Origin of the sequence: Azorhizobium oxalatiphilum, assembly GCF_014635325.1 — a bacterium.
Classification (GTDB): domain Bacteria; phylum Pseudomonadota; class Alphaproteobacteria; order Rhizobiales; family Xanthobacteraceae; genus Azorhizobium; species Azorhizobium oxalatiphilum.
In genome coordinates this window covers 1,221,458-1,234,041 of the sequence record NZ_BMCT01000001.1, presented here as the reverse complement: position 1 = coordinate 1,234,041, position 12,584 = coordinate 1,221,458, and the positions used below count along the sequence as shown (strand labels likewise).

Here is a 12,584-nt window from a genome sequence, read left to right as displayed (position 1 = left end):
GTCATCTCGCGACAATTGGGGCGAAGCCGCCCGGGCCATTTGAAGACCCAACTGCCTCGCGTACGAATCGGTTTCACCGACTCACCAAAAGTTGCGCCCGCCCCGCGATGAGATTGTGGCGACGCCGCGCCACAGCCGCGACAAACCGTGGCGGATTAATGATTTAGATCACGCCAGTGAGAGTTTGGGCGCCACGGCGTGGGTTGCAGGGTCGAACGGCAGCGCGGTCCCCTCTTCCCAATCCAGCTCCACATGGCCCGGATGCGCCTCCACCCGCGCCATCCAGCCGCGCACATTGGGCAGGCCGGTAAGATCGAACTCGCCTTCATGGGCCACATGGGTGTGCGCATAGAGCGCAATGTCGGCAATGGTCAGGGCATCGCCGACGAAATAGTCCCGTGCGCCCAGATGCCGCTCCATGATGCGCAGGGCGGCGTAACCCTCTTCCATCCAGCGGTCCACGTCATGGGTGCGCAGTTCGCGCCCGCCTCGCACCTGCCGCAGCCAGAAGCGAGCCTGGGCGATGCCGGGCTCGTGGTTGTTCTGCTCGAAGAACATCCAGCGCAGCGTGTCCGCCCGCGCCACCGGGTCGGCGGGCAGCAGATCGGTGCCATCGGCGAGGAAGAACAGGATGGCGTTGGATTCGGCGATGATGTGGCCGCCCTCCAGCTCCAGCAGGGGGACGCGGCCCTCCGGATTGAGCAGGAGAAATTCGGGCGTGCGATTCTCGCCGGCGAAGATGTCCACCTCCACCAGACGGAACGGACGGTTCAGCTTGGCCAGCAGCAGCCGCACCTTGTAGGCATTTCCCGACGAGCGGGTGGAATAAAGCGTCAGCACGGCCATGTCCCCGGTGTCGCCGCTAGATGGTCGTACCGGGCGGCGGACGCAAGTCACGACCCATCAAAAGCTTATGGGCATCCATTCAGGATCGTTGCTTGTTCCGGGCAGATGCCTCCATTAGTGTGCCGCGCGCTCGGCAAGGCCAGTCCGGTCGGCCGGGCTTTCGTGTCACCTTCGCGTCGCCCGCCAGCGCCACGGAATGCGGCTGGTCCGACGTGCCCGGAGCCTTTCGGCCATGAGCCTTCTTTCGTCTGCTCTCAAGCGTATCAACCCCTCCGCCACCATCGCCATTTCCAACAAGGCGCGCGAGCTGAAGGCGAGTGGGCGCGACATCATCGCCCTGAGCGCCGGCGAGCCGGACTTCGACACGCCCGAGAACATCAAGGAAGCCGCGATCGCCGCCATTCGCCGCGGTGAGACCAAGTATACCGCCGTTGACGGCATGCCCGAGCTGAAGGCCGCCATCTGCCGCAAGTTCAAGCGCGAGAACGGCCTGGACTACAAGCCCTCGCAGGTCACGGTCGGCACCGGCGGCAAGCAGGTGCTGTTCAACGCGCTGGTCGCCACCGTCGATGCCGGCGACGAGGTGCTGATTCCCACCCCGTTCTGGGTTTCCTATCCGGACATCGTGCAGTTCTGCGGCGGCACGCCGGTGAGCGTGCCCACCACCATCGAGGACAATTTCAAGCTCCGTCCCGAGACGCTGGAAGCCGCCATCACGCCCAAGACCAAGTGGCTGATCTTCAACTCGCCGTCCAACCCGTCGGGCGCCGCCTACAGCTTCGATGAGCTGAAGGCCCTCACCGACGTGCTGCTGCGCCATCCGCAGGTGTGGATCCTCACCGACGACATGTACGAGCACCTGGTCTATGACGACTTCAAGTTCGTCACCCCGGCGCAGGTCGAGCCCAAGCTCTATGACCGCACGCTCACCATGAACGGCGTGTCGAAGGCCTACTGCATGACCGGCTGGCGCATCGGCTACGCGGCCGGCCCCGAGGCCCTCATCAAGGCCATGGGCACGCTGCAGTCGCAGTCCACCTCCAACCCCTCCTCCATCGCCCAGTGGGCGGCGCTCGAGGCTCTGGATGGCCCGCAGGACTTCATCGCCGAGAACAACAAGTCGTTCAAGGAACGCCGCGATCTCGTGGTGTCCATGCTGAACCAGGCCAAGGGCCTCCAGTGCCCGAAGCCGGAAGGCGCATTCTACGTCTTCCCGTCCTGCGCCGGCACCATCGGCAAGAAGACGGAAACGGGTCAGGTGATCGCCACCGACGAGGATTTCGCCGGCGCGCTCCTTGAAGCTGAAGGCGTGGCGGTGGTGCACGGCTCTGCCTTCGGCCTCGGCCCGGCATTCCGCATCTCGTATGCAACGTCTACCAAGGACCTTGAGGAAGCTTGCCGCCGCATCCAGCGTTTCTGTGGCTCGCTTACCTGAGTCTTAACAAAAAGGAACCGGAAGCCTCCAAATGCGTTGGCGAACGGTCGAGGCCGAGCTAAGCCTTGCCCACCCGCAACCGGGTGGGCACCGTTCGGCGCCCGTTTGGAGGAAGGTCCTATGAAGACAATCGTGAAGGCTGGCTTTGCCGCCGCTCTCGCCTGCGCCGGGCTCGCGTTCGCTGCGCCCGCTTCGGCTCAGTCGGTACAGATCGGCACCCTTGTTTGCACGGTTCAACCGAATGTCGCCTTCGTTGTCGGCTCGGTGCGTAATCTGGATTGCAGCCTGCGCCCGGCCACCCGCTCCACCCGCGCTGGCAAGTATGCCGGCACGATCCGCCGCTTCGGTCTCGACATCGGCATGAGCGGCAAGCAGACGCTCGTTTGGGGCGTTCTGGCTCCCACCCGTCGCGTGTCCCCCGGCGATCTGGCCGGCACCTATGTGGGCGCTTCCGCCAATGCGGCGGTGGGCGTCGGCCTCGGTGCCAACGCGCTGATCGGCGGTTCGCGCAACGCCATCACCCTCCAGCCGATCTCGGTGGAAGGTGGTACGGGCGTAAACCTGGGCTTGACCGTTTCCGATCTGACGCTGACTGTACGCTGATCCATCTCCTGCTCCCGGCCCTCGCGGCCGGGAGCATCTCTGCGGCCGGACCCCATGGCCGGCCTGTCTCCATCGGGGGAATCCCATGCGTTTTGTTTCCGCTCTCTCGGCCGCCGCTCTCCTCGGCGCCGCCTTCGCTGCTGCCCCGGCCTCGGCCCAGACCGCCCCGAAGGTCCAGGTGGGCGTGCTGTCCTGCCAGGTGGCGCCGGGCGTTGGCCTCGTGTTCACCTCCACCCGTCAGCTGACCTGTGACTTCTATCAGGGCACCCCGGCCGCCCCGGTGGTTGCCGCCAAGTACACCGGCACCGTGAGCCGCCTCGGCATCGACATCGGCGCCACCGGCGCCGGCACGCTGCAGTGGGGCGTGTTTGCGCCTTCGACCGCCCCGGCGGCCGTTGACCTGAGCGGCAAGTACATCGGCGCGACCGCCAATGTGGCCGTGGGCTTCGGCGGCGGCGCCAACGTGCTGCTCGGCGGTTCCCAGCAGCAGGTTGCCCTGCAGCCGCTCTCCGTCGAAGGCCTCACCGGCCTGACGATTGCCGCCGGCGTGGCCGACCTGACCCTGACCCCGGTCGCCGCCCCGGCGAAGCGCGTCAAGTACGTCAAGTGAGACGGGCCGGTCCGATGGACGGCCTTTCGGAAGTGCGGCGCAAGCCGCACTTCCTCCCCCTCTGCATCGCCGCGACCCTTCTGCTGACCGCCGGCCCCGTCGCCGCGCAGGACCAGAGCGGACGCAAGTCGTGGGTCATCGATCCCGCGCCCGGCAGCACGGCTCCCGGCACCTCGCCATCTGCGACGTCACCGGCCGCACCGCAGGCTCCAGCCGCAACCCAGGCTCCGACCGCGCAGGCTCCGACCGCGCAGGCCCCGGCACCGCTGCCGACCCCACCCGCCATAGCCCCCGCCCCGTCCTCCACGCTTGAGGAGCCCTCCGCCCGCGTGCAGGCCGGGCTGCTGGAATGCCGCGGCGCCATGGCCACCGCTTATGGACTAGGCTCCACCCGCGACGTCACCTGCGAATATCGCCCCGCCGTGGGGCAGAATCAGTATTACGCCGGCACGCTCAACCGCGCGGGCCTGGATTTCGGCATCTCCGACCAGGCGAGCATGATCTGGATGGTGCTGGCGACCTCCGCCAACCTCGGTCCCAGCGCGCTGGCGGGCGAGTATGTGGGCTTCAGCAGCGGCGCGGCCATCGGTCCCGGTTTCTCGGCCAATGTGCTGGTGGCGAAGGACGCCACCACGGGCATCGCCCTCCAGCCGCTCAGCGTGTCGTCCGATTCGGGCCTCAGCATCTCGTTCGCCGCCGCCAGCCTGACGCTGAAGTCCGTGCCCGCGCCGAAGTCCGCACCTTCACCAAAACGCTGACGTTACGTTATTCCACAGACACAACCGTTTGAATTGCGTACGGCGCCACAGGCGCAGATGCTCCGTGCAACGGAGAATGCGCATGCTCATCAAATCGAAGCGTGGCTGGGAAATTCCCGAGCGGGATGCGACACCGGAAGCGGCCTATCTGTCGCGCCGCTCCCTGTTGGGCGCGGGTGCCGGCCTGATCGGCGCCGGGCTTCTGCCCGCCGGCGCGCTAGCCCAACGCGCCGCAGACGTGCCCGATCCTTCGGCCGGTCTCTATCCCGCGAAGCGCAATCCCCGCTACACGCTGGATCGGCCGCTGACGCCCGAGAAGGACGCCAGCACGGTCAACAATTACTATGAGTTCGGCACCAATTACGACGTCGGCAAAGCCGCCGCGAAGCTGAAGGTGCGTCCATGGACCGTCACTTTCGACGGCCTCGTGGAGCAGCCCCGGCAGGTGGGCATCGACGATCTGCTGAAAGCCATGCCGCTGGAGGAGCGCGTTTATCGCCACCGCTGCGTGGAAGCGTGGTCCATGGCGGTGCCGTGGACCGGTTTTCCCATGAAGGCGCTGGTTGAGTACGCCCGGCCGCTCTCGGGCGCGAAGTATGTGCGCATGGAGACCTTCCTCGATCGCGCGGTGGCGCCGGGCCAGTCCGGCCGCTTCTATCCGTGGCCTTATGTGGAGGGGCTCTCCATGGCGGAGGCCACCAACGAGTTGGCCTTCCTCGTCACCGGCATCTACGGCAAGCCCGCGCCCAACCAGTTCGGCGCGCCGCTGCGCCTTGCCACGCCCTGGAAGTACGGTTTCAAGTCCATCAAGGCGATCGTGAAATTCTCCTTCGTGGCGGAGCAGCCCAAGACCTTCTGGGAGGGCATCCAGAGCTCGGAATATGGCTTCTGGGCCAATGTGAACCCGCAGGTTCCCCACCCGCGCTGGAGCCAGGCCACGGAAAAGGACATCGCCACCGGGGAGCGCCGCCCGACGCTGCTCTACAACGGCTATGGCGAGTTCGTGTCTTCGCTCTATGACGATCCGGCCTTCAAGGGTCAGAAGCTGTTCATGTGACGTAACGGCCGGCCGTCTTCCAAACGGAATTCGGCCGGGTGTTGCACGCCTGCGCTTGACCCGCGCGGGTCCGGACGCCATCGTCCGCCCGAAAGCTTGAGTTTGGGAGATGACGATGGTTGGGACGGCGAAGGCATTCGCGAAGGTCGGCATGGCGGCTCTGCTGCTGGCCACCAGCATCGCGGCACCGGCCCATGCGGCCAATTTCCTCGAAAAGAATTTCTGGCTGCCGAACGACAAGTTCAGCGGCAATGTGCCGGCCTGCACCGAACCGCTGGCGCTGGGCACCATCTCCAACCATTTCGCCGAGACCGAACGTCTCTACTGGCAGAATGGCGTGAACATCGCGAATTATTACAACGTCCGCGAGATCGCCAACCAGCCGTGGGGAGAGGGTTTCGTGCCGCGCCGCTACTGCACGGCCGCTATCACCCTGACCAACGAGACCAAGCCCCGCACCATCTACTACTCGATCATCGAGGAAGCCGGCTTCATGAGCACGAGCTGGGGCGTGGAATGGTGCATCGAGGGCTATGACCGCGAGTTCGCCTACGCGCCGAACTGCAAGATGGCCCGTCCCTGATGGCCCGTCTCCTCGCCGCGCTGCTGCTTCTGCTTGCGGCAGCGGGCGGGGCCAGCGCCCGGGACGACCAGCCGGGCGCATTCGACTTCTACGTCCTCGCCTTGTCGTGGTCGCCTACATACTGCGCCACCCGCGACAAGCCGGATGGCCTGCAATGCGGCGGGCCGCGTCCCTTCGCCTTCGTGGTGCACGGCCTGTGGCCGCAATATGAGCGCGGCTTCCCCGAGGACTGCAACCGCGCGGCCCCCCGCCTGCCCCAGCGCCAGATCGACGCCATGCTGGACCTGATGCCCAGTCCCGGCCTCGTGATCCACGAATGGCGCAAGCACGGCACCTGCTCGGGCCTGCCCTCGACCGCCTATTTCGACCTTGTGCGCGCGGCCCGCGAGAAGGTGGCGATCCCGCCTTCCTACGTGGACCCGCCGGATTATCGCACGGTGTCCCCGGCCGAGGTGGAGACAGCCTTCATCGCCGCGAATCCCGGACTCGGGCCGGACATGATCTCCGTCCAGTGCGACAAGACCCGCCTGCGCGAGGTGCGGGTATGCCTCACCAAGGATCTGGCGTTCCGCGCCTGTCCGCAGGTGAATGCGCAAAGCTGCCCCGCCGGGCGCCGGCTGGCCGTTCCCCCCTTGCGCTGAGCGCTCCCCCCTTGCGCTGACGGTGCAGCCCGTTCAAGAGACGGCATGAACTATCGCCACGCCTTCCACGCCGGCAATCCGGCGGACGTCATGAAGCACGCCGCCCTTGCCCGCGTGCTCACCTACTTCGCCAAGAAAGACAATGCCTATCGCGTGGTGGACACCCATGCGGGTGCCGGCATCTACGATCTGGGCGGCACCTCGGCGCTGAAGACCGGCGAGGCGGACGAGGGTATCGAGCGCGTGCTGGCGGCGGACCTGCCGGAGCCGGTGGCGGCGCTGCTCGCCCCCTATCTCGACACGGTGCGCACGCTCCGGCAAAGCTCCAGTCCGCGCCGCTATCCCGGCTCCCCGGCCCTCGCGCTCGCGCTCGGCCGGCCACAGGACCGCTTCCTGTTCTGCGAACTGCATGGCGAAGAGCGGCAGAAGCTGGAGAAGAATGTTGGCGACGATCATCGCGCCAAGATCATGAACCAGAACGGCTGGCAGGCGGTAGGTGCGCATCTGCCCCCGCGCGAGCGGCGCGGCGTGCTGCTCATCGACCCGCCCTTCGAGGAGCCTGGCGAATTCCACCGTCTCGTGGAAGCCCTGAAGTCGGCCTATGAACGGTTCGCCACCGGCACGGTGATGCTGTGGTACCCCATCAAGGATCTTCAGGCGGTGGACGCCTTCCGTCGCGACGTGGCCCGGCTCGGCCTCCCCAAGACACTGAAGGTGGAGATCGACTTCGCCGAGGTGCGCTCGCTCACCCAGCTGTCGGGATCGGGCCTCATCATCGTCAACCCGCCCTTCACGCTGGCCGACGAGATGCGCACCATCCTCACCGCCATCAATCCCCTGATGGCCCGCGACGGAAAGGGGCGCGTGCGCGTGTCCTGGCTGACGCAGGGCGGCTGATAGCGCCGAATCTATCCGGCGCGGAGATGGACCACCGGTCCCCCGGCATGCTCTAGATGGGGGCGGCGACACAGGTCGCCGCCAGCCCCTGAAGGCGACCGTTTCGAGCCGCCCCTTCCTTTTCCAGTGAGCCGCCCATGCGCCTGCGCTTCGCCCCCGCTTCGCCCTTCGTCCGCAAGTGCCGCATCGCCGCGGCCATTCTCGGCATCGAGCTTGAGCTTGAAGACTGCAACACGATGGATCCCAACGATTCCATCAGCACGCAGAACCCGCTCGCCAAGATCCCGGCCCTGATCCTCGATGATGGCGACGTGCTGTTCGATTCTCCCGTCATCCTCGCCTATCTCGATCATCTATCCGGCAACAAGCTCATCCCCACCGAGCCCAAGGCCCGCTTCGCGGCCCTGAAGCTGGAAGCCCTCGCCGACGGCCTCGCCGACGCCGCTTTGCTGCAGGTCTATGAAGGCCGGTACCGGCCGGAAGAGATGAAGGTGCAGAAGTGGCTGGACATGCAGGCCGCCAAGGTGTCCCGCGCCCTCGCCGTGCTGGAGGCGCAGCCGCCGGAAGGGCCGATCACCAACGGCCACGTCGCTCTGGCCTGTGCGCTCGGCTATCTCGACCTGCGCTTCGGCGGCATCTGGCGGGACTATCATCCCAAGCTGGTGGCCTGGCTCGATAATTTCGCCACGGCCGTTCCGGCTTTTGCCGCCACCAAGCCGCCGGTCTGATTTCAGAACCGACAACGGCCGGCGCTCAGCGCCGGCCGCTCCGGATACGCAGACTCTCAGCTGGCGCCAGCTATTACGCGCTGTCGCCGGCCCGATGCGTCACTCGATGACCTGGATCACCTTGCGGGTGCGCGGCTCCACGATCACGCGACGATCGTTCACCACGGTGTATTCGTAAGCGCTGTTGTTGGGGATGGTGTAGAGCTGGACACCGGCCGGTACGGCCTCGCCCACGACCACTTCACGCTCCACCCGCACCGAGGGGCGGCGCTCCTGGATCACATAGGACCGCACTTCCGCAGGCGGCTCGGCCGCAGCACCAACCGTCGCGCCGGCGACGCCGCCAACGACAGCCCCCACGGGACCACCCACGACTGCACCCACGGCAGCGCCACCCACGGCACCGGTGGCAGTCGAAGCCTGGGCGAAGGCGGCCACCGGGGCCAGCGTCGTCAGAACGATAGCGGAAGCAATAAGACGATTTCGCATGGTTCGTCTCCTCTGTTGACCTGAACCACGCTCCCAACGCGACCGTGAGCGACTTCGTTCCATCGTTATTTTCGGGCGCATTGCCCTGCAATAAACTGAAACAGTCTCGCGTCTTATTGCCGACAGAATTTTGCCGAACTCAGGCAAGCATCAAGACGTGAGCTTGACCGAATATATACTTGGTATTCCTCGATCAGGCTGAGGTGGCAACCAGCCCCCGCGCCCGCACTTCCGCCCAAGTCGCATCCAGAACGCGGCCGACGATGGCCACCAGATCATCCGCCTCGCCTTCGGAAAGCGTGAACGGCGGGGCGAGGATCAGGCTGTCGCGCACGGCCCGCATCACGAGTCCCTCGCGGAAGGAGATGTCGCGGGCGATGAGCCCGACCGTGCCTTCCTCGGCAGCGAACCTCGCCCGCCGCGCCTTGTCGGGGGTGAGTTCCAGCGCGCCGATCAGCCCCACCATGCGCGCCTCGCCCACCAGCGGATGCTCAGCCAGCGCGGTCCAGCGGCTCTGGAGATAGGGACCGATGTCGCTCTTCACCCGTGCGACGAGATCTTCCTCATGCATGATCTTCAGGGTCGCCAGTGCCGCCGCGCAGCCGCCGGGATGGCCGGAATAGGTGTAGCCGTGGTGGAACTCCCCACCCTGCCCGATCAGCCCTTCGGCGACGCGGTCGCCCACGATCACCCCACCCAGCGGGAAAGTGCCGGAAGTGACGCCCTTGGCGAAGGTGATGAGATCCGGCTCAACACCCATATATTGGCAGCCGAACCACTCGCCCGTGCGTCCGAAGCCGCAGATCACCTCATCGGAGACCAGCAGCACGTCGCGCTCGCGGCAGATCTTCTGCACCTCCGGCCAGTAGGTGGCGGGCGGAATGATCACGCCGCCCGCGCCCTGGATCGGCTCGCCGATGAAGGCGGCGACATTCTCCGGCCCCGCCGCATCGATGGCCCTGGCCACCTCCTGCGCCGCCCAAAGACCAAAATCCTCCGGCGACATGTCCCCGCCCTCGCCCCACCAATAGGGCTGCGCCACATGGATGATGCCGGGAATGGGCAGGCCGCCCTGCGCATGCATGGGCTTCATGCCGCCCAGCGAGGCCCCGCCCATGGTGGAGCCGTGATAGGCATTCCGCCGGGCGATGAAGATGTGCTTCGAAGGCTTGCCCACCGCCGCCCAATAGTGGCGCACCATGCGGATGACGGTGTCCACCGCCTCCGAGCCGCCGGAGGTGAAGAAGGTGCGCTGGAAACCGGGCGGGGCCACCTGCGCGATGGCCGCCGCGAGTTCGGCCACGCCCGGATGGGTGGTCTTGAAGAAGGTGTTGTAATAATCGAGCTGCCGCAACTGGTCGGCGATGGCGTCCACGATCGCCCCGCGCCCATGGCCCACGGCCGAGCACCACAGGCCGGACATGCCGTCGATATAGCTCTTGCCCTCGCTGTCGAAGATATGGACGCCCTCGGCGCGCGTGATGACGCGCGCACCTTCCGCATTCAGCGCCTTGGTGTCGGAGAAGGGGTGGATATGGTGCGCGGCATCGAGGGCACGCCAGTGGGCGGTGGAATTGGCGATGGGCGCGGACAAGGGCCTCTCCTCTGAACGGGCGCGACAGGCGGGCGCGGACGCCCATTCCTGCCTGTCGCCCGCCCTCAAGACAAGGCCGCCCCGGCACTCTTATCCGGCAGTGCCAGAGGCGCGTCCGTTCACTCCGGGCGCGGCTTCTGGGGCGCAGGCGCGCCCTCGCCATCCTCGTCCTCTTCCTCGGTGCCGGGAATGGCATAGGCGCCGGTCAGCCAGCGGTTGAGGTCCACGTCGGCGCAGCGCTTGGAGCAGAACGGGCGATACTTCTCCACCATGGGCTTGCCGCAGATCGGGCACGGCTTGGTGGCAGTGGCGGCCTCGCTCATGCCGCCTTCTCCACCCAGCCGGCGCGAATGGGATAGCCCTCGCCGCCCAGCAGCGCGATGGTTTCCGCCAGCGGCAGGCCGACCACGCTCGTATAGGAACCGGTGAGCTTCACCACGAAGCTGCCGGCGATGCCCTGAATGGCATAGCCGCCCGCTTTGCCGCGCCATTCGCCGCAGGCGAGGTAGGAGGTGATGTCGTCATGGCTCAGGCGCTTGAAGCGCAGGCGCGTCTCCACGAGGCGCGTGCGCACGCGCCCCTTGGGCGAGACCACGCACACGCCGGTGAAGACGCGATGCGCACGGCCCGACAGCAGGCGCAGGCAGGCTTCCGCCTCATCCTGCAGTTCCGGCTTCGGCAGCACGCGCCGGCCCACGGCAACCACCGTATCGGCAGAGAGGACCAGCGCCGGCATGTCCGCCTCGCGGCAGCGGCTGGCGACCAGCTCGCCCTTCTCCTGCGCCAGGCGCAGGGCGAGCCGGCGGGGCAGTTCGCCGCGTTCCGGCGTCTCGTCCACGTCGGCGGGCATGAGGCGGTCCGGCTCGATGCCGGCCTGATTGAGCAGAGCGAGCCTGCGGGGAGACCCCGAAGCGAGCACGAGCTGGACCCGATCGTTCACGTCTGCGTCACCTCACCAACAACCAAACACTTGCCGCGCAACGCGCTACGGCGCGGGCGGCACGCTAGCCGAAAGCCGCTCACGAGGAAACGATCCAATCGCGCCTTGCCCCCGCCTGATGCCATGGCCATCGTTCTGCCACGCATCGGGGCGGATGCGGGAAACACCGGCAGGCTTGCCAGAGCCGGCCGCTTCCCGCATTGAGTCCGTCCCGGACCGTGCAGCCGCCGACGTCGGTCCTGACAGTCGGCCCTTCGGGAAAGGATCCATGCGCGCCACTCGCCTCGCCGCTTTGCTGCTCACCCTCGCCACGCCCGCTGCCGCGCAGACGCCCGCGTCCCAGCCGCCTGCCGCCCAGCCTGCCGGCGCCCCCACCCAGGGCGCCCCGCAAGCAGGCCCCGCTGTCCGGCCCTATGGGCTGGAGCTGCAGGAATTCGATTATCCCCACGCGGTGCAGCGGTTCGAGTTCGTGTCTCAGCGCAAGGCGCTGCACATGGCCTATATGGACGTGAAGCCCGAGCAGCCCAACGGCCGCACGGTGGTCCTCCTCCACGGCAAGAATTTCTGCGGCGCCACCTGGGAGAGCGTCATCGCCCCGCTGGTGAAGGCCGGCTACCGCGTGGTGGCCCCCGATCAGGTGGGCTTCTGCAAGTCCTCCAAGCCGCTCGGCTACCAGTTCTCGCTGCACCAGCTCGCTGCCAACACCAAGGCGCTGCTGGACCAGATCGGCGTCGAGAAGCCCATCGTCATGGGCCACTCCATGGGCGGCATGCTGGCCATGCGCTACGCCCTCTCCTTCCCCGACGCCTTGTCCGGCCTCGTGCTGGTGAACCCCATCGGCCTTGAGGACTGGCGCGCCGCCGGCATCCCGTCGCGCACCGTGGACCAGTGGTATGCGGGCGAGCTGCGCACCAATTTCGATGGCATCAAGGCCTATCAGCAGCGCACCTATTACGCCGGCCACTGGGCGCCGGACTACGACCGCTGGGTCGCCATGCTGGCCGGCATGTATATGGGCGAGGGCAAGGCAGCGGTGGCCTGGGATCAGGCGCTGACCTCCGACATGGTCTACAGCCAGCCCGTGGTCTACGAACTCGGCCACATCCGCGCCCCGACCCTGCTGCTGATCGGCGAGAAGGACAACACCGCCATCGGCAAGGACATGGCCCCGCCGGACGTGCAGAAGAAGGTGGGCAATTATGCCAAGCTCGGCCCGGAGACCGCCAAGGCGATCCCCAATGCGAAGCTCGTCGCCTTTCCCGACCTCGGCCACGCCCCGCAGATCCAGGCGCCCGACCGCTTCAACGAGGCGCTGCTGAAGGGCCTCGGCGATCTGAAGTGAGATCCGCCCAGCTCTGAGACATCGCACGCGGCGGGCTCAAGCCCGCCGTATTGCTTTCACG

15 protein-coding genes are annotated in these 12,584 nt (G+C 66.9%); 10 read left to right on the top strand and 5 right to left on the bottom strand.

Features of this window, described 5'->3' with window-relative positions; genetic code table 11:
• Positions 1 to 168: 168 nt before the first annotated feature.
• Positions 169 to 846: a glutathione S-transferase family protein gene (locus tag IEW24_RS05620; protein WP_373870011.1), complete on the bottom strand. Its 678-nt coding sequence runs from the start codon at positions 844 to 846 to the stop codon at positions 169 to 171.
• Between the two features lie 232 nt (positions 847 to 1,078).
• On the opposite strand from IEW24_RS05620, the gene IEW24_RS05615 reads away from it, so the two are divergent.
• The 9 genes from IEW24_RS05615 (at position 1,079) to IEW24_RS05575 (ending at position 8,158) form a co-directional block, all read left to right on the top strand.
• Positions 1,079 to 2,281 carry a pyridoxal phosphate-dependent aminotransferase gene (locus tag IEW24_RS05615; protein WP_188576181.1) on the top strand — a complete coding sequence of 401 codons (1,203 nt, stop codon included), beginning with the start codon at positions 1,079 to 1,081 and terminating at the stop codon, positions 2,279 to 2,281.
• A gap of 120 nt (positions 2,282 to 2,401) precedes the next feature.
• Positions 2,402 to 2,884, top strand: a complete 483-nt coding sequence (locus IEW24_RS05610; protein ID WP_188576179.1) for a DUF992 domain-containing protein — start codon at positions 2,402 to 2,404, stop codon at positions 2,882 to 2,884.
• Positions 2,885 to 2,969: 85 nt separating this feature from the next.
• Positions 2,970 to 3,494 carry a DUF992 domain-containing protein gene (locus tag IEW24_RS05605; protein ID WP_188576177.1) on the top strand — a complete coding sequence of 175 codons (525 nt, stop codon included), beginning with the start codon at positions 2,970 to 2,972 and terminating at the stop codon, positions 3,492 to 3,494.
• Between the two features lie 14 nt (positions 3,495 to 3,508).
• Positions 3,509 to 4,252 carry a DUF992 domain-containing protein gene (locus IEW24_RS05600; RefSeq protein WP_188576175.1) on the top strand — a complete coding sequence of 248 codons (744 nt, stop codon included), beginning with the start codon at positions 3,509 to 3,511 and terminating at the stop codon, positions 4,250 to 4,252.
• Between the two features lie 82 nt (positions 4,253 to 4,334).
• Entirely contained in the window at positions 4,335 to 5,309 is a 975-nt protein-coding gene (gene msrP, locus IEW24_RS05595) for a protein-methionine-sulfoxide reductase catalytic subunit MsrP (RefSeq protein ID WP_188576174.1), read from the top strand.
• Between the two features lie 115 nt (positions 5,310 to 5,424).
• On the top strand, positions 5,425 to 5,892 hold the full coding sequence (locus IEW24_RS05590; RefSeq protein WP_188576172.1) for a hypothetical protein: 468 nt from the start codon (positions 5,425 to 5,427) through the stop codon (positions 5,890 to 5,892).
• A complete protein-coding gene (locus tag IEW24_RS05585; protein ID WP_188576170.1) occupies positions 5,892 to 6,533 on the top strand; it encodes a ribonuclease T2 family protein in 642 nt (213 codons plus the stop codon). Before IEW24_RS05590 ends, IEW24_RS05585 begins: the two co-directional genes overlap by 1 nt.
• 45 nt (positions 6,534 to 6,578) lie before the next feature.
• Positions 6,579 to 7,430 carry a 23S rRNA (adenine(2030)-N(6))-methyltransferase RlmJ gene (locus IEW24_RS05580; RefSeq protein ID WP_188576168.1) on the top strand — a complete coding sequence of 284 codons (852 nt, stop codon included), beginning with the start codon at positions 6,579 to 6,581 and terminating at the stop codon, positions 7,428 to 7,430.
• 137 nt (positions 7,431 to 7,567) lie between these two features.
• Entirely contained in the window at positions 7,568 to 8,158 is a 591-nt protein-coding gene (locus IEW24_RS05575; RefSeq protein WP_188576166.1) for a glutathione S-transferase family protein, read from the top strand.
• Between the two features lie 99 nt (positions 8,159 to 8,257).
• Here IEW24_RS05575 and IEW24_RS05570 read toward each other — a convergent pair whose 3' ends face one another.
• The 4 genes from IEW24_RS05570 to IEW24_RS05555 form a co-directional block, all read right to left on the bottom strand.
• On the bottom strand, positions 8,258 to 8,647 hold the full coding sequence (locus IEW24_RS05570; protein ID WP_188576164.1) for a DUF1236 domain-containing protein: 390 nt from the start codon (positions 8,645 to 8,647) through the stop codon (positions 8,258 to 8,260).
• Positions 8,648 to 8,840: 193 nt separating this feature from the next.
• Positions 8,841 to 10,241, bottom strand: a complete 1,401-nt coding sequence (locus IEW24_RS05565) for an aspartate aminotransferase family protein (protein WP_188576162.1) — start codon at positions 10,239 to 10,241, stop codon at positions 8,841 to 8,843.
• Positions 10,242 to 10,360: 119 nt separating this feature from the next.
• Positions 10,361 to 10,564 carry a DNA gyrase inhibitor YacG gene (gene yacG / locus IEW24_RS05560; RefSeq protein WP_188576160.1) on the bottom strand — a complete coding sequence of 68 codons (204 nt, stop codon included), beginning with the start codon at positions 10,562 to 10,564 and terminating at the stop codon, positions 10,361 to 10,363.
• Complete coding sequence (locus IEW24_RS05555; RefSeq protein ID WP_188576158.1) at positions 10,561 to 11,181, bottom strand: Maf-like protein; 621 nt, start codon at positions 11,179 to 11,181, stop codon at positions 10,561 to 10,563. Before IEW24_RS05555 ends, yacG begins: the two co-directional genes overlap by 4 nt.
• A gap of 268 nt (positions 11,182 to 11,449) precedes the next feature.
• On the opposite strand from IEW24_RS05555, the gene IEW24_RS05550 reads away from it, so the two are divergent.
• Positions 11,450 to 12,523: an alpha/beta fold hydrolase gene (locus tag IEW24_RS05550; protein WP_210324127.1), complete on the top strand. Its 1,074-nt coding sequence runs from the start codon at positions 11,450 to 11,452 to the stop codon at positions 12,521 to 12,523.
• Positions 12,524 to 12,584 lie beyond the last annotated feature (61 nt).

What these genes read in the sequence shown, in the direction of transcription:
- IEW24_RS05590 (WP_188576172.1), top strand. Translation starts at nt 5,425, where the DNA reads ATGGTTGGGACGGCGAAGGCATTCGCGAAGGTCGGCATGGCGGCTCTG.
- IEW24_RS05605 (WP_188576177.1), top strand. Translation starts at nt 2,970, where the DNA reads ATGCGTTTTGTTTCCGCTCTCTCGGCCGCCGCTCTCCTCGGCGCCGCC.
- IEW24_RS05610 (WP_188576179.1), top strand. Translation starts at nt 2,402, where the DNA reads ATGAAGACAATCGTGAAGGCTGGCTTTGCCGCCGCTCTCGCCTGCGCC.
- IEW24_RS05550 (WP_210324127.1), top strand. Translation starts at nt 11,450, where the DNA reads ATGCGCGCCACTCGCCTCGCCGCTTTGCTGCTCACCCTCGCCACGCCC.
- IEW24_RS05585 (WP_188576170.1), top strand. Translation starts at nt 5,892, where the DNA reads ATGGCCCGTCTCCTCGCCGCGCTGCTGCTTCTGCTTGCGGCAGCGGGC.
- msrP (WP_188576174.1), top strand. Translation starts at nt 4,335, where the DNA reads ATGCTCATCAAATCGAAGCGTGGCTGGGAAATTCCCGAGCGGGATGCG.
- yacG (WP_188576160.1), bottom strand. Translation starts at nt 10,564, where the DNA reads ATGAGCGAGGCCGCCACTGCCACCAAGCCGTGCCCGATCTGCGGCAAG.
- IEW24_RS05575 (WP_188576166.1), top strand. Translation starts at nt 7,568, where the DNA reads ATGCGCCTGCGCTTCGCCCCCGCTTCGCCCTTCGTCCGCAAGTGCCGC.
- IEW24_RS05615 (WP_188576181.1), top strand. Translation starts at nt 1,079, where the DNA reads ATGAGCCTTCTTTCGTCTGCTCTCAAGCGTATCAACCCCTCCGCCACC.
- IEW24_RS05580 (WP_188576168.1), top strand. Translation starts at nt 6,579, where the DNA reads ATGAACTATCGCCACGCCTTCCACGCCGGCAATCCGGCGGACGTCATG.
- IEW24_RS05620 (WP_373870011.1), bottom strand. Translation starts at nt 846, where the DNA reads ATGGCCGTGCTGACGCTTTATTCCACCCGCTCGTCGGGAAATGCCTAC.
- IEW24_RS05600 (WP_188576175.1), top strand. Translation starts at nt 3,509, where the DNA reads ATGGACGGCCTTTCGGAAGTGCGGCGCAAGCCGCACTTCCTCCCCCTC.
- IEW24_RS05570 (WP_188576164.1), bottom strand. Translation starts at nt 8,647, where the DNA reads ATGCGAAATCGTCTTATTGCTTCCGCTATCGTTCTGACGACGCTGGCC.